Genomic DNA, 20047 nt, shown 5'->3' with positions numbered 1-20047 from the left:
ATATGATCAATCTTGAAAAAGGACAGCGCATTAGTATGGATAAGGGGCTGTCATTAGTAGGTGTAGGACTCGGTTGGGATCCAAATGAGGGTTCTGGTTATGATTTCGACTTGGATGCTTCTGCATTCATGTTGGGTGAGAATGGTCAGATTCCACAACAGGACTTCTTTGTATTCTATGGAAATCAGAAAGCTCCAGATGGTTCTGTGGAATCTACAGGCGATGATCTGACTGGTGGAAATAGTGATGGTGGTGATGATGAAACCCTGAATGTTGACTTGACAAAGGTTAGTCAAAACATTAAAGAGATAATCTTTACTGCAACTATTTATAAAGCTGATGAACGTCGCCAGAATTTTGGTCAAGTACGAAATTCTTATATTCGTATCTATGATGCAAAGACAAATACAGAGATAGCTCGTTATGATTTGGATGAGGACTTTTCTATAGAGACAGCTGTAGAGTTTGGCCGTCTGTATCGTCATAATGGAGAATGGAAGTTTGAGGCTATCGGTAATGGTAATAAAGGTGGTCTGCAGGCTCTCGTGAACAAATATGCTAAACAATTTGCATAATCGCTTATGGCTATTAATTTGATTAAAGGTCAACGAGTTGAAATCGAATCTGGTTTGACTCGTTTGAAGGTAGAGATGGGATGGAAGGTGAATCCAAATGCAGAACCTGCTTATGATTTGGATGCATCTACTTTCCTGTTGGGTAGCAATGGACAGATAGAAAACGAATATGATTTTGTTTTCTATGGTTCTGGTAATCAGACTCAGGCTTTAGATGATAATGGAAAGCCAATCTTTGATGAAAACGGCAAACCTGTTATGCGTCCAATATCTTTAGATAAAAGCGTCTTAGGATCTATTGATGATTTAGGTGATGATGACGATGATACCGGAGAGGGTAATGAGGAAATAGAAGTGGATTTGACAAAAACTTCGGCTAAGGTGCAAGAAATCCTTTTTACAGCAAGTATCTATTGGAGTCCATCAGATGCAAATGACCCTGTGAATGCTCCACGAATGAAGTATAATTTTGGTCAGGTTCGTGATGCATATATTCAGATTAAGAATGCAATAAATGGAGAGGTAATTTGCCGTTATGATTTGGATGAAGACTTCTCTACTGATAAAGGTGTAGAATTTGGACGCTTATATCGTCGTGGCTCTGAATGGAAATTCCAGGCAGTAGGTGAGGCTCATAAAGATGGACTAGAACCTATTTGCAGAAAGTATGCTTCTAAATTTATGTAATTATGGCAATCATTCTAGAAAAGAGCGGTGATACTCATCGCATTAATTTGGAAAAGCCTACAGCGGGCAAACCTTCTGCAGGTGAGATTGTTATCAATCTTGACTGGAGTAAAGGGGGATTTTTCAAAAATCTCTTTGGCAATGCCATTGATCTGGATTTAGGCTGTTATTATGAATTGCGTAATGGCAAGAAAATGCTGATAGATGGTTTGCAATTTTCTCATGGTAGAGGAGGTGATCGTCATCATGTGACTCGACAAGGCTGCTATGATATGGCTCCTTATATATGGCATCAAGGCGATGATCGTGGAGGTGGTGCTTCTTCTGGAGAAACCATTCTTGTGAATCCTGTTGGTATCAATGAAATCAAGCGTATTATAGTTTATACCTTTATTTATGAAGGTGTAGCTAAATGGTCGGAGACGAATGCAGTTGTAAAAGTCAAAGTGCCAGGCAATCAAGAGGTAATTGTGGAAATGGGGCAACAGTACAATGACAAAAAGTTCTGTGCAATAGCCCAACTGGATTTTGCAGGTGATAATTCTATTACAGTGAAGAAACTGGTAACATTTCATGATGGACATCGTGATTGTGACAAACAATATGGATGGGGATTCAATTACAGTCCTGGCAGTAAAGATTAATTATTTAAACTTGAGAATTATGGCAATAAAACTTGAAAAAGGACAACGCATCAATCTTGAAAAAGAGACTGGTGCGAAATTGACCAACTTCTGTGTTGGTTGTAACTGGGGTATGATTGAAACTGGACGTACTCTTGAAATCGTTGACAAAGAGGGATTTTTGGGTTTTGGAAGACAGACTCATATAGAAAGAGAAAAGATAAGTGTGGATTTAGATTTAAGCTGTATCATGGTAAATGCTGCAGGAGATATTGTAGATCACATTTATTCTCCAGAATATCGAGTTGATTTTCTGGCTCAATATGGTATGCCTCCAGGAAAAGTAGATTCTAGAGATTATGCATTGCATCATTCTGGAGATGATAGAGAAGGAGATGCTGATGGAGATGATGGATTAGACAATGAAATCATTAAAGTTGATTTGTCTAAGATTAGTTCCGATGTACATCAGATATTCTTCTTCTTGAATAATTGCGGCACAGAGGATTTTTCCCAAATTCCTTATGCAGCTATAAGGATGTATGAAGGAACTCCTGATAAAGTTCATCATGTATTTGCTCAGTATGATGTTGCCGCAACTCCTCAATATAGAGGTAAGCTAGCCTTGATTATGGGAAAACTCTATCGTCGTGGAAATGACTGGAAGTTTGCTGCCATTGGTGATGCTTATGAAGATGCCAATTTGTGTTTAACAATTAGACGTATATTAACTAATTATTCTAAATAAAATGAGAAGATTACCAGTATATTTACTCCTCGATACATCGGGTTCTATGTATGGTGAACCAATCGAGGCCGTGAAAAATGGTGTTCAGACACTTATCTCCACATTGAGAAGTGATCCTTATGCGTTGGAAACAGCGTATATCAGTATTATCACTTTTAATACATCTGCACAGCAGGTTTCACCTCTTACAGAGTTGGCTGCATTCCAACAACCGAGCATTGATGCTGGCGGTTGTACAGCCTTAGGCGGTGCTTTGGAACTGCTGTCACAGAAGATAGATAGTGAGATTACAAAGACTACAGCAGAGGTAAAGGGCGATTGGCGACCATTGGTCTTTATTATGACTGATGGTGAGCCTACCGATTCAATTACTAAGGGGCTTGAGGAGTTCAAAAAGCGTAAGTGTGGCATGGTTGTGGCTTGTGCCGCAGGTCAAGGTGCTAACACCAATACCTTGAAACAAATCACAGAGAACGTGGTGCAGCTTGATACAGCTGATAGTGCTACAATCAAGGCTTTCTTCAAGTGGGTTTCTGCTTCAATCAGTACAAGCAGTAAGTCTGTGGAGGATACTGCTTGTGAAGCGACAACAATGAGTGAGTTGCCACCTCCACCTCCTGAAGTAAATGTAGTAGTTTAAGAGTTTAACTATAGTCTGGACTTTGTATATATCAAAAGTCCAGACTCAAATTTTTAAATAGTAATAATTATGGGTGATTATAATATCGATAAACTAGAAAATCCTCAGTATAATGTGACAAATGAGAATGAACCAGAAAAGAAGCCTCAGTTTTTAATGGCCTTTTTAGCTGGTTTTGGTGCCTCTGTTATAGTTGGAGTAATATTGGCTTTACTTGGAATGTGGTTGGAGGCTGAATATATGTTGGTACTGATAATAGGTGCTATAATTGTAGGCTGTGTTATAACTAATTTTGTTCCTCATAAATCTATAGGTGGAGCATTGATTGGCATGATTTTATGTCCGGCAACCTATTTTATATATCAAATGATAATGGCTTTTAATGGATATGAGTACGAAAAGGACGGTGAATCAACATTTTGGCTGTTGTTGATTGGTAGTGCTTTGTATGGAGCTTATATGGGGTATAATAAGAAAAGTGATAATTAATATGACAAGAAGATTACCTGTTTATATATTGATAGATACGTCTGGTTCTATGAAAGGAGAACCTATAGAGTCTGTGAAGGTGGGACTGTCGGATATGATAGCATCTTTGCGATTAGATCCATACGCTTTGGAAACGGCTTGTATTAGTATTATAACATACGATAAGGATGTCAAGCAAATTCTTCCTTTGACCGAATTGGAGAACCTTCAATTGCCGGAGATTGTTTGTCCTGAAGCTGGACCGACTCACATGGGAGCTGCTTTGGAATTGTTGTGTCAACGATATGATGCAGAGGTGAATATGGGATCTAAAGAGCAAAAAGGCGATTGGATGCCATTATTGTTTGTCTTGACAGATGGAAAACCTTCGGATTTGTTGGCATACGATAATGTGATACCAAAGGTCAAAGCACATCAGTTCACAAATATTGTGGCTTGTGCTGCTGGTCCTGAGGCAAAAACAGAACCTTTGAAGAAACTTACTGACAATGTATTTACCCTTGATACAATGGATAGTAATACATTCAAGAAGTTCTTTCAATGGGTATCTATTAACATTATCGGAGGTGGTAAGACCATGGGTGTTACAGATCAAGTGGAATTGCCTGCACCTCCAACAGAAGTAAATTTAGTGGTATAAAGTGATATGAATTGCAAGATAGTAGGATATGAGTATAAGACTCTCGAAGTGACATTGACACCAGGGGAGTCGTTTTATGCAGAGCGTGGAAGTATTGTCTATGTTGATGAGGCTTTGCAACGCGATGTGGAGTTTAATGGAAGTAGCTCTAACAATGGTGGATTAGGCAGCCTTTTGGGAGGTGTTTTGAAATCAGCGTTGTCAGGTGAATCTATTTTGATAATCCGTTTCTATAATCCTACAAATACGGAGAGAAAAATGGTACTTTCTGGTAGTTGTTGTGCTCTCGTTCCTATTAGATTGCAAGGAGATAACTTAATCTGTCGTCGTGGACATTATGTTGCATCCACGAATAAGATAAACTTGAACCTTAATATAAGCCTTCAAGGATTGTTGGGTGGAGTAGGACTTTTCCAAAAGATAGATGGTAATGCTACTGTTTTTCTTGATTCCCTTGGTTCTCCAATAGAAAAGATTCTGGGCAATGGTGAAACGATAGAAATTGATGAAAATCATATCGTAGCTTTCCAAGGTTTCTCTCCTTCACAGATTCAAGCAGGTTGGTCTGTTGGAAATGTATTGAGAGGAGAAGGATTGAGCTTGATGAAAGTTACAGGACCAGGTAAGGTATATCTGAGTCCTTTACCGATGATGGTCTATAAAAATAACTAACAATAACAAAACAATGAGAAGATTACCTATATATTTCCTCGTTGACGTATCAGAGTCAATGGTAGGAGAACCAATCCAACAAGTGCAGGATGGTATGAGAATGATAGTTCAAGAATTGCGTACCGATCCGTATGCTCTTGAAACAGCATATATATCTGTGATAGCTTTTGCCGGTAAAGCAAAAAGTGTATCGCCTTTGACGGAATTGTATAAATTCTATCCTCCAACGTTTCCTATTGGTGGAGGTACGTCTTTAGGTGCTGCTCTTAACTTTCTGATGGATGATATGGACAAGTCGTTAGTGAAGACAACCTTGGAGAAAAAAGGTGATTGGAAACCTATCATTTTCCTCTTTACAGATGGAACTCCTACAGATGATCCAACTCCTGCTTTTACTCGTTGGAATCAGAAGTACCGTCATTCTGCCAATATTGTAGCCATATCTATCGGGGATAATGCGAATACGCAGTTGCTGGGACAAATTTCTGATAATGTGCTTCGTTTGAATAATACTGATGAAATGTCGTTCAAGTCATTCTTCAAATGGGTTACAGCCTCCATCAAGGCAACAAGCGTTTCTGTGACGGATATGGGTGATGATGAAGTAAAGTTGGCACCTACATCTGGTATCAATCTTGAAAAGGTAGATACTTCTAAGCCTTGTGTCATAGATGAGAACTTTGTGGTGTTGGTAGGCAAATGCTCCAATACCAAGAAAACTTATCTTGTAAAATATGCCAAGCGAATGACTGAGTACAAGGACTTGGATTATGGCAGTCTTGGATTGTTGAAGAATGAGTTTAAGTTGGTTGGTGCCTATCCTATAGACGAAGAAATATATAATAGCTTGTCTGATGGAAATTCTAACCAGAGTATCAATACTACTGCTTTGCGTGGTGTACCAACCTGTCCTTGCTGTGGCGCACAATTAGGTGTTGTGGTCTGTGAATGTGGTAATATTATGTGTTCAGATGGAAATACGACAGCTTGCCCTTGGTGTGGCATGGAAGGCTCTTTGGGTGAGATTGCTGCTGGTGGAGCTGACATAACAAGAGGAAGAGGATAAAGCTATGAATGTAGAAAAGATAATAGATATAGTTTGTCAAGGGAAGAACGACGAGCAGGTGGAAGACTTCTTGAAGTTTCTTTCTTGCAAATTGTGGAATCAATATAAAGAACATCTGATGGACAATATTTTAGTTGCAGAAAATAAAGTAAAGTCTTTAGCATTTTCGATACCGAATGCTAAAGAAGGAAAGGAATATTCACAGACTGTGAACGTTCCTGATGAAAATATGGTGCTTGTTGAAGTAAACGGCATATCGGAAGAAATGCATGGCTTAACAATAACTGTGGCAGAGGATGGACATAGTTTTACTATTAGTGGTTTACCAACTTTAGAGCCATTGCGTAATGGTGGTACAACAACGGCTGAATCAACATTTGAATTGACGCTATGCTATAAATATAAAGGTATATTCTTGCCAGAAGATAGACCCGTCTTAGAACGTAAGATTCCTTTTGTCATCAATCAAGACCCACGTAAATTGTGGAAAAATTTACCTGTGGATTGGGAGAATATGCCTGAGCCGCAATATCAGAATGAAGATGTACAATGTGAATATGTGAAGGTTGAGGCTCTGAATGACGGTACTCCTCAAAAGGATATTGTAGCAGCCAGCAAGCGTGGTCGTTCGCATGCCCAAGAAGCAAAACCTCGTGATGACCATTTCAAAATGGCTCATCTTGAAAATGGATGGTATATTATGGCTGTTGCTGATGGAGCTGGTTCTGCTATCTTCTCTCGTGAAGGTTCTCGAATAGCTTGTGAAACGGCAGTTGATTATTGCAAGGAGCAATTGTTGGATAGTAAGAAATTTGAAGAAGAGATAGATACATATGACCAGTTTAAGGAAGACAGCGAAAGCGAGGCTCGTAAAATGGTTGGGGATTATATCTACAAGATTGTTGGTACGGCTGCCTTTCGTGCTCATAAGGCAATTTATGCAGAAGCGACATCGAAAAATCAATCTCCAAAGATTTATGCAACAACATTTTTGTTGACTATTTGTAAAAAATTTAGTTACGGTTGGTTTGTTGCATCTTTTTGGGTAGGTGATGGTGCGATTTGTCTCTATGACAAAGAAGCGCATACTGCAAAGTTACTCGGTGTGCCTGATGAAGGTGAGTTTGCTGGTCAAACTCGCTTCTTGACGATGCCTGAGATATTCAAGGACGCAACAGCGTTGTATCAGAGACTCCGCTTTTACATAGTCCCAGACTTCACCGCTTTGTTCTTGATGACAGATGGTGTGAGTGACCCAAAGTTTGAGACGGATGCTAATCTGAACAATCCTGATAAGTGGGATGCACTTTGGGAGGATTTAAAGGAGAATGGAGTGGATTTGTCTGATGACAATGAAGCGGCAAAAGACCAATTGCTCAATTGGCTTGACTTCTGGTCACCAGGTAACCATGATGATAGAACTATTGCAATATTGTATTAGAAAAGTATATTATGGCAAACAAAGTAATATTAAAGGCATCTGATGGCACAACCGTTGAGTTTTATGATGAAATCAAGGCTCAAGGTGGTGTCAAGGATGTTTATTTTTCAATAGACAAGACATACGTTGTCGCTTTTTATCGAAAAACTCTTTCACCAAGTGATAAAAATCGTTTGGAAAATATTGTAGGCCCTTACCATAAACGAATATTTGAGACTGTAGAGGGTAAATATTGGAAAGACTATTTGATAATGCCAGATCGACTTGTAGAATGGAATGGAAAGATCGGGGTAGTTTTACCCTTTTATCCAAGTAAGTATTTCTTTAAAGGTGGTCCCTTTGATGGTAAGGAAAAAGAAGGTAAATGGTTCGCATCAGCAAAATTGAGAAATCGTTTTGTTCCAGCAGACCAAAAGGGTACTTGGCTTTCTGATTTGCACATGTGTTTAAAACTGGCTCGTGCTGTCAGAAGATTGCATGCTGCCGGTCTTGCTCATTCAGATTTATCGTATAAAAATGTGCTTGTAGATCCTATTACTGGTAATTCTTGTATTATTGATGCAGATGAATTGGTTGTTCCAGGAAAATATGATGCTGGAGTTTTAGGTACTCCTGATTTTATAGCACCTGAGGTTATGGAAACCAAAGGCTTGAAGATTGGCGATCCTAATAAAAAACTTCCGAGTATCGCAACAGACCGTCATGCTTTAGCTGTACTCATATATATGTACTTGCTAAATCGACATCCTCTGCGAGGTGGCAAGGTATGGGATATAGATCCTGCAAAAGATGAAGAGTTGTCGATGGGAGAAAAGGCTTTGTTTATAGAGCATCCGACAGATAAGACAAATCGTGTCAAACCTCAAGATTTAGATAAGAGTCAGTTGCCACAAGGTGACCCTGCAAAACTACCATATACAATTTGTGGTCCGTATTTGAAAAAGTTATTTGATAGAGCTTTTATAGATGGACTTCATAATCCTTCGGCTCGTCCAAGTGCAGCAGAATGGGAAGACGCTTTGGTTAAGACTTGTGATCTGGTTCAACCTTGTCAAAATCCGAAATGTGAGGCGCATTGGTATGTCTTTGACAATACTACCAAGCCAAGATGTCCTTTCTGTGGAACAGAATATAAAGGTCAATTGCCTATTCTCAATTTCTATTATGCACCTTCTCACGGAAAGTATATGTCTGAGAATTACAGATTGATGGTGTATGATAAGCAGACTTTGTATAAGTGGCATTCTAATCGTCTGGTTTCTGCAAATGAAAAAACGACTGATGAGGATAAAAAGCCTGTAGGAGACTTCCATTTCTTTAATAATCAATGGATTCTCATCAATCGCCGTTTGCCAGATATGTATGATGCGACGGATAAAAAGCCTATTGGTATCGGGGAATATGTGCCTTTGACAGATGGTAGGCAGATTTTGCTTGATAAAAGTCAAGGAGGTAGATTAATAGTTGTTCAACTTGTAAATAATTAAAATTATGGCTATAGATTTGAATAAAACAGAAGAAACAGTAGAATGTCGATTGAAGATAACTGAAGAAATGAAAGAAAATCTTCTGAAAGCAACCAAATGGATAAAATTTATAAACATAGTAGGTTGTATCTCTATGGGCTTTTTAGCCATTGTTGGTTTTATAGCTATCTTTTGGGGATTTATGGATGGCTATCGAGGAACAGGAAGTAGTATTCCTATGGGTATAATTTATATAATATTAGCTGCTATTTATTATCCTGTTTTAAAGAGAATTTTTTCTTTCATCAATCAAGCTCGTTCAGCTTGCAGGTATGATGATAACAAAGAATTAAACGATATGTTTGATAGTCTGAGATATGTTTCGAAATATTTTGGAATAATTTGTCTTGTCTTTTTGGGAATTTATGCATTTGCTATTATTGTTGCAATAATGGCTACGGTATTCTGATGATATATGAATATTTACGTAATCCGCAACAATCATCGCTTTGGTCCATACGATGAGAAAACTTTACTTTCGTATGTGAACAATGGACAGGTGCTAAAACAAGACAAGGCTATTGCTGACGGCGATAGCCTTGAACGGACTGTTGGCTTTTATTTAAAACGAGCCAATCTGCAGTGTCATGTTCAAAATAAAGGGAATGTTTTAGCGCAACTTTCTGCAATTGGTTCGGAGTTAATATTTCCAAAAGCCAAGTTGTTATCCAAACAATTTCTTTCAGATCAAAGGTTTCTGATATTGGCTTTAGTTGGATTATTGCCAATGGTAATTATGAATATACCATTAGGAGGATTCTTTATTTTCTACGAAGTGTCTTTGTACTTTTCAGTTATTTGGGGATTATTTTTCTATGCTTGTTTTAAAACGAACCAAGTAAAGTTGAAGACAACTTTGAATGTATTCTTTTTGACTCAACTTTGTGTGTTTGTTGCATGGGATTTGTTAGGTTTACCTAAAGTCAATCCTTTCTATGCTTTTACAGATGTGGCTTTCCCTTTAAACATACTTGGTTATGTCTTCGGGGTGGGACTTACGGAAGAATTAGGAAAGATGATACCGCTCCTTATTATATTAAAAAAAGCAAAGGAACCGTTAATACCTCAAACGATGGTGTTTTATGGCTTGATGGCAGGAATCTCTTTTGGGGTTTTTGAAGGAGTTCAATATCAGATTACTGTAAACGCTGAGCAGACGTATGATGTTTCGTTCTTCTTGAATATAGCAAGGTTGACAAGCTTGCCTTTCCTTCATGCTTGTTGGTGCGGTATTGCAGGTTATTTCTTGTCGTTTGCTCATCTCTATCCAAAGTATAGGCGAGGCTTATATGTTCTTGCAATCAGCATTCCTGCTATAGTGCATGGATTGTATGATTCCTTGGCTAATTATTGGGCAATTTCTCTTGTTATGGTGTTCTTAGGTTTGATGCTTTTGATGGTGTATTTGAAGCAAAGTGTTGATTATCAGTTGAAATTGAGGCAATGATGATGGTATTATAACCTTGCAAGCAAATATGAGTACCTAAGAGTATATCGTGGGTGTAACGTTGGGGATTCTCGGTCTTATTGAAAGAAAAGCTATACTTTTGCACCAGAAAATAAAAGTAATAACAATTAAAACTTTAAGATTATGGGAATCTTTAATATCTTCAACAAGAAAAGTGACAACGAGAGCGCAGCTACCGTATCACTTCCAGTGGTAGAGCCTTCAGATGCAAAGGAAGAAGTTGCAAGTGTTACACCTGTCAAGGAAGAGACTTCGGCAGGAAACAAGCCTTTGATGGTTTCTTATGCTACAGGCTGGCCAATAGATGTTATCTATGGTTATCTTCATAAAAACTTTGAGGATAAGGGCTTTGCTGATGCAATGGTTAAGAGTGACTTGGCTTTTCGTGATTTAAATATGAGTCTCATTCGCAATAAGATACTCATGGTGTTCAGGGAAATCAACCTCAACTATGATGTAATGAAGCAAGACTTGCAGGTTCGTATTGACAATTGCAATGCTGCAGGTTTGTTGACCACCGTTGCTGAAATCGAAAAGACTATGTCATTGATTAATGCTCATAAAGAAGAGTTGAGAGAGATGGAAGCTGATTTTAGAAACAATGCAAATGAAGCATCAATTCCATTGCAGTCGTATGATTGTGGCTTCTTGAGAGGAATTGCAACTATAGCAATGAGTGGCTCCAATGTAAAGGCTAAAATGCCGCAGATGCCAAACGCTAATGTTGGTGCTGTACAACAAGCTATTGCTTCTTAATATGTCGAACTATTAAAATGAATGCCTTATGAGTTGGTGGATAAAGTTTGGTTGTAAATTGACAGGTTGGAATGAAAATGTTTTAGGACAGTGTTCTGAGGCAAGTAAAAGTCAGCTGAATAAATATACTTCTGCGTTACTTATCCTGATGATAGTTTGGAGTATCATTGGTTTCTGTTTCGCTCAAAGATATATAGGTCTTCCTGTTTGGGGATGTGCTTTGGTTTCTATGGTGTTTGTGACAATCATAGTAATGATAGAGAGACAGATACTTTTGGCGATACATCCAACAAAGATGTTAGCAACTTTCAGATTGGTGATAGCTATCGTAATGGCAGTTGTCGGTTCTACGATTTTTGACCAGACCATGTTTGGAAAAGACATAGACAAGCAAATGGCAGACACGATTGAGCAACAAACGGCTGACCTTACTCAAAAGAGAGTGGGAGTGATTGATGGAAAATTGAATGCTCTTCGTGTAGAGAAAGATTCTTTGGATAAGGTAAATTCTGAGTTGCAGGCTGATATAAATGCTCATCCTTGGATTACTCAAAGATCGGTTACGAACAGTCAGGCTAAGTTAGTCGTAAATGGTAGTATTAAAACGGTAAATAATCCTTCTGTGACTACAAATCAAGTGGCGAATCCCAAACAAGCTATTGTCGTTGACAATAATGAAAAGATAAAGCAACTTGATTTACAGGAAAGAGACTGGACAAAGAAAAAGTTGACCATTGAAGAAGATACTCGAAAGGAATGTCAGGCTAATGTGGGATTCTTGGAGGAATTGGAAGCGATGGTCTCTATCATAACAACCCGAAAAGTTGCAGGTGCATTTTATGCAGTGTTCTTTGTATTGCTAATGAGCTTGGAACTCTTTGTCGTAGCAAGCAAAATGGGAGATAAAGAATGTGACTATGAAATGGCCATCGTAGGGGCAGAGAAAGTTAGAATGGCTCAATTTAATATGGCTTTCAACAGAGTGCAGACTAAAATAAATGTTTAATAAGTAAAAATAGAAATATGTATTTAAGAAAAATGACTTTGGGTTTGATATTGGTTTCTACTTTGTTTAGCTCTTGTGGCAATGTGACAAAACCAAATCCCAATAACCGTAATTATGAAGATGCTTATAGGTCTTCATCTACAGTAACATCTGCAGTTGAGGATAATCCTTACATCGATAATCATTTGCAAACGGGTGCTGTACCTTATGATAATGCAAGTTTGTATGGTAGTTCCTCTACAATAACAGTTTCTACTTCTGTAAATTCTGAATGTGACGTGGTCGTAATCATTAAGCATAATGGGAATATTGTTCGAAATGCTTATATCTTAGCCGGAGATTCTTATGAGTTTTCTATTCCTAATGGGACTTATCAGGTGTTCTTTTATGGAGGAAGAGGTTGGAATCCAAATAAAAAAATGGCAGGAGGAAATACTGGTGGTTTTGTAGCTAATGAGTCTTTCTCTAAGGATTCGCAAGTTACTTTGGATTATCAAGGGCTTAACTATGAGTTGATACCTCAACAGAATGGTAACTTTAGTACGATGCAGAGTAGTGAAAATGAAATTTTCTGACAAATAATTAAATTAAAACAAAATGAGTGCAAATTACAATTATAATATAACTCCATCTCTTGTCAAGTTGGTGGTAAAAGTCGTGGGTGTCATAGTTGCTTTTTTTGTAGTAATGGCTTTTGTTCGTCCATGGTATAATGTCTGGTCTCAAGAAATGGAAGGAAAGGCTGAGTTTGCTAAGGCGGAACAAAACCGTAAAATAAAAATAGAAGAAGCTCGTGCTAATCTTGAAGCAGAAAAGCTCAATGCTCAGGCAGAGATTGAAAGAGCTAAAGGTGCGGCTGAAGCAATTAAAATAGAAAATGGAAGCATAACCCCAACCTATATTCAGTATCTTTGGGTTCGTCAGCAGTCTGATTTGAGTGACAAGACGGTCATTTATATTCCGACAGAAAGTAACCTCCCTCTTTTGGAATCTACAAGAATGAATAGTTTGGGACAAGGTAATGCCGTGGGTAAATAAAATATAGTCTTTTATTTCGGAATAAAAATATTTTAATATGATAGAATTTTTATCAATACTCATTACAATAGTCCTGTTCTGTTATTTCTTAAATTACAAAAATAAGAAAGATAGAGCAGAAAAAGAAATGGACAGCATTGCTAATGCACCGAATATGTCAGTGAGTGCAGAAGTGTTACCTTTAAACAAAAATGATATGAAAGAGAACCAAAATATAAGTACACGAGACTTGTGTGTAGAAATCTTGCGTAAGTTGAACTGCGAAGTGCAGTTTGACGAAGAGAATGAATATACAATGTTCTTCACTTATCAAGGAGAAAATTTCCGTATAGATACTTGGAAGGATTGTTTGATGATAGGAATATGGGATACTTGGTGGGGAAGTGTCGATTTGGATGACTTTGATGATATATGCCATATCCGCAAAGCAATCAATACGATAAATATCAATTCTTTCTTGACAATGGTCTATTCAATAGACCAGGAAGGGCAACGTTTTGCTGTTCATACTAAGCGCCAGTGCTTGTTGGTTCCGCAGATTCCAAACATTGAAAATTATCTGGCGGCGATGTTGGCTGGATTCTTTGATGTACAGCGTAGTTTCAGGGAAGAGTTGGATAGATTAAGAAGAGAAGATGAAGTGACAACTAATAAAGAGTAAATGATATGAGACAATTTATCTTATCGATTTTAGTGTTCTGTTCTTCAGCCATGTTGGCTGATAACATCAAGCGACCTGATAGCTATAATTATAGTCGGGGTGTAGAGGCTGTCAATAATGATAACGCAGAGGAGGCTCTTGATTACCTGAACAAGGAAATCAATGAGCATCCAGATAATGGCTATGCCTTTGCATGGATAGCTTTGGTGAGAAACTATAACGAAGAGTTTGGACGAGCTTTGACAGCAGCCAACATTGCTGTGAAGAAAATTCCAGCAAAGGATAAAGAATTCAAGTCTTTTGCTTATGCTACAAGAGCCATGGTTTATTTGAGTTTGGAAGATACGATTCAAGCTCTCAAAGATTATGATATGGCTATCAATGTGAGTCCTAATGATGATCGTTTTTATAATTACAGAGCTCAAGTCTATGAAGAACTGAAGAAATACGATTTGGCAGATAAGGATTATCAAAAGATGATTTCTTTGAAGGCTGGTGATGTGATGGGCTATATGGGTATTGGCAGAAATGCGAATGCGCAGAAACGTTATGAAGATGCCATCAAACAATTTGATTATGTCATCAAGTTAGAGCGGAATTATTCTTCTGCGTATTCATGCCGTGCGGAGAGTTATATCGGTTTGAAAAAATACGAACAAGCAATAGAGGATGTGATGACTGCTTTGAATATAGATCGTGACGAAAAAGCTTTTTATGAATTGCAGCAATTGGCAGATTCTGCTTTTGAACAAACTGTAGCGAGATTAAAGATCCAGAAAGTAAAAGAACCCAATGAGCAAAGTTGGGCTTATTATTTGGGTATAGCGTATGAAAATGCAGCTAAGTTTAATAAGGCAATAGCATATTACAAGGAGTCTTTAGAACAAGAGTCTAATGTTATAACGGCATATAGAATTTCAGTCTGTTATAATGGTTTGGGTGATTATGACAAGGCGTTGGAGTATTGTAACCAAGCTATAGCTTTGGATTCAACAGATACAGATTACATTTTCTTTAAGGCTGACATATTGGACAATGCAGGGCGTTCAAAAGAGGCTATAAATGTAATGGGTGATTATATATCAAAGAATCCTGGTGTTTGCGCTGGGTATGTACTAAGAGGGTCAATGAAAGATCATTTTGGTGATATTGAAGGGGCATTGGAAGATTATACGATGGCTATAAACTTACTACCTACCACTGCTTATTTATATATGGTTAGAGGTCGTTTGTATCACTTAAAGGGCGAAACAACAAAAGCTGAAGCTGATTTCAATCAAGTCGTTCGCTTGGATTCTATTCCAGAAGAAACAAAAAGTTCTTTTTATGCTTACTATTATCTTGGGCAAAAGGACAAGGCGATAGAGATCTTGAATAAAATTTTGGACAAAGACAAAAAGGAAAACAGCTATGACGCTGCCTGTCTCTATTCAATAATGGGGGAGAAAGAAAAGGCTCTTTCTTATCTTCGCCAGTCTTTGGAGAATGGCTATAGACATTTCGCTCATATCAAGTGTGATCGTGACTTGGACAATATCCGCAACACAGCGGAGTTCAAGGCTTTGATAAATGAGTATGAAGAGAAACATCTACAGGAAATAGCATCTGATGAAGAAAATGATTCTGCATACGAGTTGAAGGTGGAGGAAGTGCCTTTTACAAAGGATGCAGGCGTTTGCAAGGTAAAATGTTCTATCAACGGCTTGCCTTTGCATTTCATCTTTGATACAGGTGCAACAGATGTTTCGATTTCTTCTGTTGAAGCTACATTTATGGCAAAGAATGACTTCTTGTCTTCTACAGACATTATTGGTAAGCAGAACTATCAGACTGCTGATGGAAACATAACTGAAGGTACGGTCATCAATTTGAAGGATGTAAAACTCGGTTCTTTACATATGAATAACATCAAGGCTTCTGTTGTTCGCAATCAGGCTGCCCCTTTGCTTCTTGGTCAAAGTGTTCTAAGTAAATTGGGAAAGATAGAAATAGACAATACGAAGAATGTGTTGCGTATTACACATAAACAGAAAATCAAATAATAAACAATTATATTATGGAACAGAAACATCATTACACAGGCTTAACCGATGCCCAAGTGCTCGAAAGCCGTAGTAAACATGGCGTCAATGTCTTGACACCACCAGAGAAAGAACCTCTATGGAAGCAATTCCTTGAGAAGTTTGGTGACCCTCTCATTATCATTTTGTTGATAGCAGGAGTGTTGTCAATCGGCATTTCTTGCTATGAGTTTTGGGGATTGCATGAAGGTGCGGAGACTTTCTTTGAGCCAGTTGGTATCTTTGTGGCTATTTTGCTTGCCACAGGTATCGCATTTATCTTTGAGTTAAAGGCTGATAAGCAGTTCTCGGTTCTCAACCAAGTCAATGACGATGAAATGGTAGAAGTAATCCGAAATGGGAACACAACTTCTATCAAGAAGAAAGATGTCGTTGTCGGTGATATCGTAGTATTGAATACTGGTGAGGAGATTCCTGCTGATGGTGAACTTTTAGAGGCAGTTACCTTGAATGTTGATGAGTCTTCTTTGACAGGCGAGCCTATTTGCCATAAGACAATTCATGAACAGGAGTTTGATAAGGATGCAACATTCCCTTCTAACCATGTGATGCGTGGTACAAAGGTGATGGAAGGTCATGGTATTTTCAAAGTTTTGGCAGTTGGCGACAAAACGGAAAATGGTAAAGTCTTTGAGGCAGCACAGATAGATGATAGTGTTCGCACACCATTAAATGAACAGTTGGATGGTTTGGCAGACTTGATTACCAAGTTGAGCTATATCTTCGCTGCGCTTATTATCGTTCTCAAATTGATGGTGTTCTTCGGTTGGAATCCTATTGTTTGGACTTTGGCCATTCCTACAACTATATTCTTCTGGATGGTTATAAAAAAGTTTGACGACTGGAGTTGGAAGGCAGTTGTTCCATCAATCATTGGCTATTTTGTGATATTGATGGGTATGGTAGTTTATTTCCATGATACTTTGATGCCGGGTGAGCAAATAGCTAAGTTGATTACATATACGTTGGATACCTTGATGATTGCAGTAACACTTGTGGTTGTTGCGGTACCAGAAGGTTTGCCAATGGCTGTTACTCTGAGCTTGGCTTATAGTATGACTCGAATGATGAAGACCAACAACTTAGTTCGTAAAATGCATGCTTGTGAGACAATGGGTGCTACGACAGTTATCTGTACCGATAAAACTGGTACTTTGACTCAGAATCAGATGCAAGTGCATGATACCAATTTCTATGGTCTTTCTGCTCAGACGTTGGGTAATGATAAGGAAAGTCTGTTGATTGAGGAAGGTATCGCTGTCAATTCAACTGCTTCTTTGGATTATTCAGATGCTGAGGCTGTAAAAGTATTGGGCAATCCTACGGAGGGTGCTTTGCTTCTTTGGCTCAAGAAGGCTGGCATTGATTATCTGAATCTGCGTGAGTCTGCTGAGGTTTTGGAGGAGTTGCCTTTCTCTACAGAGCGTAAGTATATGGCAACAATTGTTAAGTCTTCCTTGTTTGAAGGCAAAACAATTCTCTATGTCAAGGGTGCTCCTGAAATTGTAAGTGGTTTGTGCAAGAACATCGAGAACAATGTTTCTAAAACCGATATTGAGAATCAGTTGGTTGAATATCAGAACCAAGCTATGCGTACCCTCGGCTTTGCTTATCAAATACTTGATGGTAAGGCTCACATATTCAAGGATGGTAAGGTTGTGGCTGATAATTTAACCTTTATGGGTGTTGTGGCTATCAGCGACCCTGTTCGTCTGGATGTTCCTGCAGCCGTAGCAGAATGTATGAATGCCGGTATCAATGTGAAGATTGTTACTGGTGATACTCCTGGTACAGCTAAGGAAATCGGTCGTCAAATTGGTCTGTGGACAGCAAAGGATGGTGATAAGAATATTATTACTGGTCCAGAGTTTGCTGCTCTTTCTGACGAAGAGTTGGATAAGAGAGTCTTGGATTTGAAGATAATCTCTCGTGCTCGTCCAATGGATAAGAAACGATTAGTTGAGGCTTTGCAAAGAAAGAACCAAGTCGTTGCTGTTACTGGTGACGGAACCAACGATGCTCCTGCTTTGAAGGCTGCTCATGTTGGTTTGTCTATGGGTGATGGTACTTCTGTAGCAAAGGAGGCATCTGATATTACCATTATCGATAACTCATTTAGTAGTATTGGTAAGGCGGTGATGTGGGGACGTTCACTCTATCAGAATATCCAACGTTTCTTGCTCTTCCAGTTGACAGTGAATGTGGCAGCTTGCTTTATCGTTCTTTTTGGTGCATTTATGGGCGAGGAAAGTCCGCTTACCGTAACTCAGATGCTTTGGGTAAACTTGATTATGGATACTTTTGCTGCAATGGCATTGGCTTCATTGCCTCCATCAGAGAGCGTGATGAAAGATAAGCCAAGAGATAGAAATGCCTTTATCCTGAATAAGGCGATGTATCAGAACATCTTGGGTGTAGGTGGATTCTTCTTTGTGTTGCTTCTTGTATTACTTTATGTCTTTGAACATTCTAATATTACGCAGTTAACAGATTTACTCAACGTTCAGTTAGGTGCATCTGATGGTCTTACTCCTTACGAGTTGACCTTATTCTTCACCATCTTCGTGATGACTCACTTCTTCTATCTCTTCTGTGCAAGAGCATTTGAGACAGGTAAGAGTGCGCTTCATTTCAAGGGATGCAAGGGCTTGTTGATTATTGCAACTATCATTTTGGCTGGTCAGATTGCTATGGTAGAGATTCCTGGTTTGCAGAATTTCTTCAATGTAACTGGTTTGAAGTTTGAGGATTGGGTAATCATCTTCGTTGGTTCTTCACTTGTGCTTTGGATTCGTGAAATTTGGAGTTTGCTAAAGAAAATCTAAAATAAAATAGAAGGAGTTGCGTTATTCTTTAAGATAGAAGGCGCAACTTTTTTTTATCAATTTCTAAAATATATAAAGATATGTCTAAGTTTAAAATACCAGGAGTTTCATTCTCCTTAAATCGGGCTTTAGGTATCACGCAAGCTAAACAGAAGTTTGCTCGTGAGACTGGTATTCCAACCTCAAAGGCTGGATTGGAAAGAAAAATTGGTAAGATGCTTCTGAAGGCATTGTTTGGAAAATAATATGAGTAATAACAATAATAAACAGTTAGGTGAAGCGCCTTGGCTTCATGTAATTATTTCCACAGGATTAGGCGCTGGCTTTGTACCTAAAGCACCTGGTACAGCAGGAGCTTTCCTGGCTTTGCTCATTTGGATAGGTCTTTATTATGTTCTTTCTCCTATAGGGTTGCTGGTGGCTACATTTTTATTGATCGTTGGTTCTTTGTTTATTGGCGTCTGGACAGATAATGTGATGGAGAAATATTGGGGTGAAGACCCAAGGGCTGTCGTTATCGACGAGTTCTTCGGTACGTGGGTTGCTGCTTTAGCTGCAGTTTGTGCAGATGGCTCAGCTTATGTCTCAATATCCCTTGCGACAATAGGTTTTGTACTGTTTAGAGTAATTGATATAACTAAGCCGCTTGGTTGCAGATGGATAGACCGGAATATTCATGGTGGATGGGGCTGTATGCTTGACGATGCATTGGCTGGTTTCTATGCATTTATTGTAACATTAATAATCCGATATTTCCATATAGTAGAATATATTCATGGGGCATTTATCTTTTAAAATAGTACTTACGACAGGTATCATTGGAGCAATCGCTGGCGATTGCTCCAGGGGGTCTTATGATTTTCATCTGGTAAAGCATGGGAACTTCGATATATAAAGAACCTCGTTTTACGGATGATACGGTTATGACCTTGGCTGTTGCAACCAAAGGGATAGAAATACCGGAAGAACTGGCTCGTTGTGTATAGAATAAATGTGCTTGATGATAATCTTCGTCAGATTCTTAATGTGTTTAATTTGTATCTGAAGGAGCATGAAAGGGAATAAGTGTTGTCGTTAAAAAAGTGGAGCTGTGTAATCGGTACAG

22 protein-coding genes are annotated in these 20047 nt (G+C 38.5%); all 22 read left to right on the top strand.

Annotated elements, in window-relative coordinates:
• Window positions 1-2 precede the first annotated feature (2 nt).
• The 22 genes from F7D20_RS01345 to F7D20_RS01245 all read left to right on the top strand — a co-directional run bounded on the left by F7D20_RS01345 (window position 3) and on the right by F7D20_RS01245 (window position 19737).
• Window positions 3-575, top strand: coding sequence for a TerD family protein (locus tag F7D20_RS01345; protein WP_158462463.1), 573 nt, complete (start codon window positions 3-5; stop codon window positions 573-575).
• Window positions 576-581: 6 nt separating this feature from the next.
• Window positions 582-1262, top strand: coding sequence for a TerD family protein (locus F7D20_RS01340; protein ID WP_158462462.1), 681 nt, complete (start codon window positions 582-584; stop codon window positions 1260-1262).
• Between the two features lie 2 nt (window positions 1263-1264).
• Window positions 1265-1906, top strand: a complete 642-nt coding sequence (locus F7D20_RS01335; protein ID WP_158462461.1) for a stress protein — start codon at window positions 1265-1267, stop codon at window positions 1904-1906.
• A 19-nt stretch (window positions 1907-1925) separates the two neighbouring features.
• Window positions 1926-2633, top strand: coding sequence for a TerD family protein (locus F7D20_RS01330; protein ID WP_158462460.1), 708 nt, complete (start codon window positions 1926-1928; stop codon window positions 2631-2633).
• A gap of 1 nt (window position 2634) precedes the next feature.
• A complete protein-coding gene (locus F7D20_RS01325) occupies window positions 2635-3273 on the top strand; it encodes a vWA domain-containing protein (RefSeq protein ID WP_158462459.1) in 639 nt (212 codons plus the stop codon).
• Window positions 3274-3342: 69 nt separating this feature from the next.
• Complete coding sequence (locus F7D20_RS01320) at window positions 3343-3762, top strand: hypothetical protein (protein WP_158462458.1); 420 nt, start codon at window positions 3343-3345, stop codon at window positions 3760-3762.
• 1 nt (window position 3763) lies between these two features.
• Window positions 3764-4402, top strand: a complete 639-nt coding sequence (locus F7D20_RS01315) for a vWA domain-containing protein (RefSeq protein WP_158462457.1) — start codon at window positions 3764-3766, stop codon at window positions 4400-4402.
• Between the two features lie 6 nt (window positions 4403-4408).
• A complete protein-coding gene (locus F7D20_RS01310) occupies window positions 4409-5074 on the top strand; it encodes an AIM24 family protein (protein ID WP_158462456.1) in 666 nt (221 codons plus the stop codon).
• A gap of 13 nt (window positions 5075-5087) precedes the next feature.
• Window positions 5088-6140 carry a TerY-C metal binding domain-containing protein gene (locus F7D20_RS01305; protein ID WP_158462455.1) on the top strand — a complete coding sequence of 351 codons (1053 nt, stop codon included), beginning with the start codon at window positions 5088-5090 and terminating at the stop codon, window positions 6138-6140.
• A 4-nt stretch (window positions 6141-6144) separates the two neighbouring features.
• The gene (locus F7D20_RS01300) at window positions 6145-7581 is read left to right on the top strand and encodes a PP2C family serine/threonine-protein phosphatase (protein ID WP_158462454.1); all 1437 of its coding nucleotides are present in this window, start codon (window positions 6145-6147) and stop codon (window positions 7579-7581) included.
• Window positions 7582-7592: 11 nt separating this feature from the next.
• Window positions 7593-9068, top strand: coding sequence for a helix-hairpin-helix domain-containing protein (locus F7D20_RS01295; RefSeq protein WP_158462453.1), 1476 nt, complete (start codon window positions 7593-7595; stop codon window positions 9066-9068).
• Between the two features lie 4 nt (window positions 9069-9072).
• The gene (locus F7D20_RS01290) at window positions 9073-9516 is read left to right on the top strand and encodes a hypothetical protein (protein ID WP_134843812.1); all 444 of its coding nucleotides are present in this window, start codon (window positions 9073-9075) and stop codon (window positions 9514-9516) included.
• A 6-nt stretch (window positions 9517-9522) separates the two neighbouring features.
• Entirely contained in the window at window positions 9523-10554 is a 1032-nt protein-coding gene (locus F7D20_RS01285; RefSeq protein WP_158462452.1) for a PrsW family glutamic-type intramembrane protease, read from the top strand.
• A 144-nt stretch (window positions 10555-10698) separates the two neighbouring features.
• Window positions 10699-11331, top strand: a complete 633-nt coding sequence (locus F7D20_RS01280) for a hypothetical protein (RefSeq protein WP_158462451.1) — start codon at window positions 10699-10701, stop codon at window positions 11329-11331.
• A gap of 28 nt (window positions 11332-11359) precedes the next feature.
• Window positions 11360-12337 (top strand): DUF4407 domain-containing protein, encoded by a 978-nt coding sequence (locus tag F7D20_RS01275; RefSeq protein WP_158462450.1) that lies wholly within the window; start codon window positions 11360-11362, stop codon window positions 12335-12337.
• A gap of 17 nt (window positions 12338-12354) precedes the next feature.
• Window positions 12355-12912: a hypothetical protein gene (locus F7D20_RS01270; RefSeq protein WP_158462449.1), complete on the top strand. Its 558-nt coding sequence runs from the start codon at window positions 12355-12357 to the stop codon at window positions 12910-12912.
• 112 nt (window positions 12913-13024) lie between these two features.
• Complete coding sequence (locus tag F7D20_RS01265; protein WP_228114067.1) at window positions 13025-13375, top strand: hypothetical protein; 351 nt, start codon at window positions 13025-13027, stop codon at window positions 13373-13375.
• A gap of 37 nt (window positions 13376-13412) precedes the next feature.
• Window positions 13413-14036, top strand: coding sequence for a hypothetical protein (locus F7D20_RS01260; RefSeq protein ID WP_158462447.1), 624 nt, complete (start codon window positions 13413-13415; stop codon window positions 14034-14036).
• Window positions 14037-14041: 5 nt separating this feature from the next.
• Window positions 14042-16078 carry a TPR end-of-group domain-containing protein gene (locus F7D20_RS01255; protein ID WP_158462446.1) on the top strand — a complete coding sequence of 679 codons (2037 nt, stop codon included), beginning with the start codon at window positions 14042-14044 and terminating at the stop codon, window positions 16076-16078.
• A gap of 14 nt (window positions 16079-16092) precedes the next feature.
• Window positions 16093-18942, top strand: a complete 2850-nt coding sequence (locus tag F7D20_RS01250; RefSeq protein WP_158462445.1) for a cation-translocating P-type ATPase — start codon at window positions 16093-16095, stop codon at window positions 18940-18942.
• 80 nt (window positions 18943-19022) lie between these two features.
• Window positions 19023-19187: a hypothetical protein gene (locus tag F7D20_RS12855; protein ID WP_194253463.1), complete on the top strand. Its 165-nt coding sequence runs from the start codon at window positions 19023-19025 to the stop codon at window positions 19185-19187.
• A 1-nt stretch (window position 19188) separates the two neighbouring features.
• A complete protein-coding gene (locus tag F7D20_RS01245) occupies window positions 19189-19737 on the top strand; it encodes a phosphatidylglycerophosphatase A family protein (RefSeq protein WP_158462444.1) in 549 nt (182 codons plus the stop codon).
• Window positions 19738-20047: the final 310 nt, after the last annotated feature.

It is taken from the genome of Segatella copri, assembly GCF_009495355.1.
Taxonomy (GTDB): Bacteria; Bacteroidota; Bacteroidia; order Bacteroidales; family Bacteroidaceae; genus Prevotella.
The sequence above is the reverse complement of the archived record's forward strand: the minus strand, read 5'-3'. Positions and strand labels throughout refer to the sequence as shown.

Coding starts and splice junctions, on each gene's coding strand:
- F7D20_RS01345 (WP_158462463.1), top strand. CDS start 3: ATGATCAATCTTGAAAAAGGACAGCGCATTAGTATGGATAAGGGGCTG.
- F7D20_RS01340 (WP_158462462.1), top strand. CDS start 582: ATGGCTATTAATTTGATTAAAGGTCAACGAGTTGAAATCGAATCTGGT.
- F7D20_RS01335 (WP_158462461.1), top strand. CDS start 1,265: ATGGCAATCATTCTAGAAAAGAGCGGTGATACTCATCGCATTAATTTG.
- F7D20_RS01330 (WP_158462460.1), top strand. CDS start 1,926: ATGGCAATAAAACTTGAAAAAGGACAACGCATCAATCTTGAAAAAGAG.
- F7D20_RS01325 (WP_158462459.1), top strand. CDS start 2,635: ATGAGAAGATTACCAGTATATTTACTCCTCGATACATCGGGTTCTATG.
- F7D20_RS01320 (WP_158462458.1), top strand. CDS start 3,343: ATGGGTGATTATAATATCGATAAACTAGAAAATCCTCAGTATAATGTG.
- F7D20_RS01315 (WP_158462457.1), top strand. CDS start 3,764: ATGACAAGAAGATTACCTGTTTATATATTGATAGATACGTCTGGTTCT.
- F7D20_RS01310 (WP_158462456.1), top strand. CDS start 4,409: ATGAATTGCAAGATAGTAGGATATGAGTATAAGACTCTCGAAGTGACA.
- F7D20_RS01305 (WP_158462455.1), top strand. CDS start 5,088: ATGAGAAGATTACCTATATATTTCCTCGTTGACGTATCAGAGTCAATG.
- F7D20_RS01300 (WP_158462454.1), top strand. CDS start 6,145: ATGAATGTAGAAAAGATAATAGATATAGTTTGTCAAGGGAAGAACGAC.
- F7D20_RS01295 (WP_158462453.1), top strand. CDS start 7,593: ATGGCAAACAAAGTAATATTAAAGGCATCTGATGGCACAACCGTTGAG.
- F7D20_RS01290 (WP_134843812.1), top strand. CDS start 9,073: ATGGCTATAGATTTGAATAAAACAGAAGAAACAGTAGAATGTCGATTG.
- F7D20_RS01285 (WP_158462452.1), top strand. CDS start 9,523: ATGAATATTTACGTAATCCGCAACAATCATCGCTTTGGTCCATACGAT.
- F7D20_RS01280 (WP_158462451.1), top strand. CDS start 10,699: ATGGGAATCTTTAATATCTTCAACAAGAAAAGTGACAACGAGAGCGCA.
- F7D20_RS01275 (WP_158462450.1), top strand. CDS start 11,360: ATGAGTTGGTGGATAAAGTTTGGTTGTAAATTGACAGGTTGGAATGAA.
- F7D20_RS01270 (WP_158462449.1), top strand. CDS start 12,355: ATGTATTTAAGAAAAATGACTTTGGGTTTGATATTGGTTTCTACTTTG.
- F7D20_RS01265 (WP_228114067.1), top strand. CDS start 13,025: ATGGCTTTTGTTCGTCCATGGTATAATGTCTGGTCTCAAGAAATGGAA.
- F7D20_RS01260 (WP_158462447.1), top strand. CDS start 13,413: ATGATAGAATTTTTATCAATACTCATTACAATAGTCCTGTTCTGTTAT.
- F7D20_RS01255 (WP_158462446.1), top strand. CDS start 14,042: ATGAGACAATTTATCTTATCGATTTTAGTGTTCTGTTCTTCAGCCATG.
- F7D20_RS01250 (WP_158462445.1), top strand. CDS start 16,093: ATGGAACAGAAACATCATTACACAGGCTTAACCGATGCCCAAGTGCTC.
- F7D20_RS12855 (WP_194253463.1), top strand. CDS start 19,023: ATGTCTAAGTTTAAAATACCAGGAGTTTCATTCTCCTTAAATCGGGCT.
- F7D20_RS01245 (WP_158462444.1), top strand. CDS start 19,189: ATGAGTAATAACAATAATAAACAGTTAGGTGAAGCGCCTTGGCTTCAT.